Genomic DNA, 2,161 nt, shown 5'->3' with positions numbered 1-2,161 from the left:
GTCCCACTCGTCCATGTGCGCCTCCCAAATAGCGCGCACACAGATTCAGCCTTCGCTCAAATCGTAAAGACCCTTTTTTCCGTTAACCTGAGTTCGGAGCCCTGGGGTCAGGCGGGCTGCCATGGACTACATCAACCATTTCAATGTAGTGCGGCATGCCGGTTTTCATGAGCTTACTGCGCGCCGGCCTCCACGGCTTGCGCTGCCCGTCGCCGGAACCTGACATATACCGAGTTTCACTTGCTTATCGTTCGTGCAGCGCCGGGAAGATGCTTGGCTCTTCCCGGCCCGATGACGCGCTCAGCTGCGGCAGGCCGGATTGTCGGCCTGCGGCAGGGCGATGAAATTGATGCTGGTGGGCGCAAGCGGCACCTCGCCCGAGGGCTGCCGCACGGGCAAGGTCTGCGGCACGGTGTCGCCCATCCCCAGCTCCAGCGGCGTTCCGTTCAGAAGCACCGTCCGACTCAGCTGTTCGGGCGCCGTCAGGGCATAGAGGTCCGCCGGACTGTCCACCTTGACCCTTTCCGCCTGGTCCTGAAGATTGATCGCCAGCAGCGTCACCCCGCCCGGCACGCCGCGCTGGCAATGGGCATAGAGATGCAGGCCCGGCTGGACGGGTCCGGCGTCGAGAATGCGCGTGCCCATCAGGCGGCGCCACATCAGCGCGGCCCAGTAGTTCGCATTAGGCATGAAGGTCTTCTCGTCGATCACGCCATTGCTGCCGCTGATCAGTGCGTGGGTGAAGATCGCATCCAACCCAATCTTGGCCAGCCGGGCATTGGTGTCGAGATAGCGGAACGAGTCGATAAAGCTGGGCTGCCACTGCGGACCCCCGCAGGCTGCCGCGCCGGTTTCGGTATTCCAGATCGGCGCGCCGGGAGCGTAGCGGTCGCGCAGCGCCATGCGGTCGCGCAATGGCTGCTCCTGCCGGGCGAGCCATTCCTCGCTCAGCGCGTCGTCGACGCTTACTCCGCGGCCGGATTCCGGTGGCGCACACCGTTCCGACAGCGCCCCGTAGTAATGGTAGGACACGATATCGAAGATCGGCTTCGGCAAGGAGCTGAAGTAGGTTTCCGCATCCGGAACATTCGGCCTTGGTCCGGGCAGTCCGACATCCACGTCGCCCGGCCCAACCAGCTTCAGATCGGGTGCCGCCCGCTCCATGAAGGCGCCATAGACCGCGAAGTCCTTCACGAAATCGGCGGGTCCATAGGTTTCCAGCATGTCGTCATAGGCGGCCATATTGGGTTCGTTGAACATCTCGGCCGCATAGATCTCGCCGCCTGCCGCTTTGGTGAAATCCAGCCAAGCCTGCGCATGCACGGGAGTCCAAACGCCTGCCTTGTCACGGACACCAGAACTGACAGTGAAGCCAGTCACGATCTTGGCATCGACGGCCTGCGCGAAGTCGATAGCCTTTCGCCATGCATCGCGCGTCAGCAGCCGCTCGAAACCTTCCGGTATTTCCTCCAGTCGGGGTTTGTCGTCATCCTGGAAGTAAACCGAATTCGACGTGGTGCCGCCATAGCGAACGTAGAACGGGCCGAGTTCTTCGGCGAGATTGCGCAGGCGGCTGTTTCCAAGATCCGTCGGGTCGCGCGGCTCGCGGACTGCCGACAGGTCCCCGGCGTAATCCCGCGTGATGTCCTCCTGCTCCATCGTGTCATAGGAGACCCAGGTGTCCCCGCCGGTCAGATGCGACATGCCGATCTGAAACGACTGAAAGCGTTCATCGATGTCGCGCACGAACGGCAGTTCCGAGGCATCGATTGCAACCCCTTCCGCCATCGATTTTTGCATTGGAGGAGAGGTGGTGCACCCGGCCATGACGGTCGCTGTCGCTGCAAATGCGAGCATTGCTGGCTTGGGCATGCTGAACTCTCCAATCGATTGGCTGCTAGATTCATGACGGGCTACCAGAATGCACTGCAAAGAGAGAGCGCAGTGGCGATATTCATCAAGTCCGCTATTAGGCCGACCGCGTTGGCTAAAAACTTGAGTCATAGTCGCGCTGCGGCGTTTTCATCAAATTTCAGACCGTTAAGTCGGTTGGCATGTAACCGGGGCAAATTCCCGGGCGTAGGGGGTATACAAACTGCCTGCGATCTGATTCACGATGTGGATGGTTCCTGGCGACGACATCGGCAATGGCAAGGCAGAG

The 2,161-nt window shown here is 61.1% G+C and carries 1 protein-coding gene; it reads right to left on the bottom strand.

From position 1 onward, the window contains the following. Positions 1-300 precede the first annotated feature (300 nt). Complete coding sequence (locus tag IEX32_RS20235; RefSeq protein ID WP_188773336.1) at positions 301-1,788, bottom strand: hypothetical protein; 1,488 nt, start codon at positions 1,786-1,788, stop codon at positions 301-303. Positions 1,789-2,161: the final 373 nt, after the last annotated feature.

It is taken from the genome of Novosphingobium endophyticum (assembly GCF_014640675.1).
Taxonomy (GTDB): Bacteria; Pseudomonadota; Alphaproteobacteria; order Sphingomonadales; family Sphingomonadaceae; genus Novosphingobium; species Novosphingobium endophyticum.
Note: the sequence above shows the minus strand (reverse complement) of the source record. Positions and strands in the feature narration are given on the sequence as shown.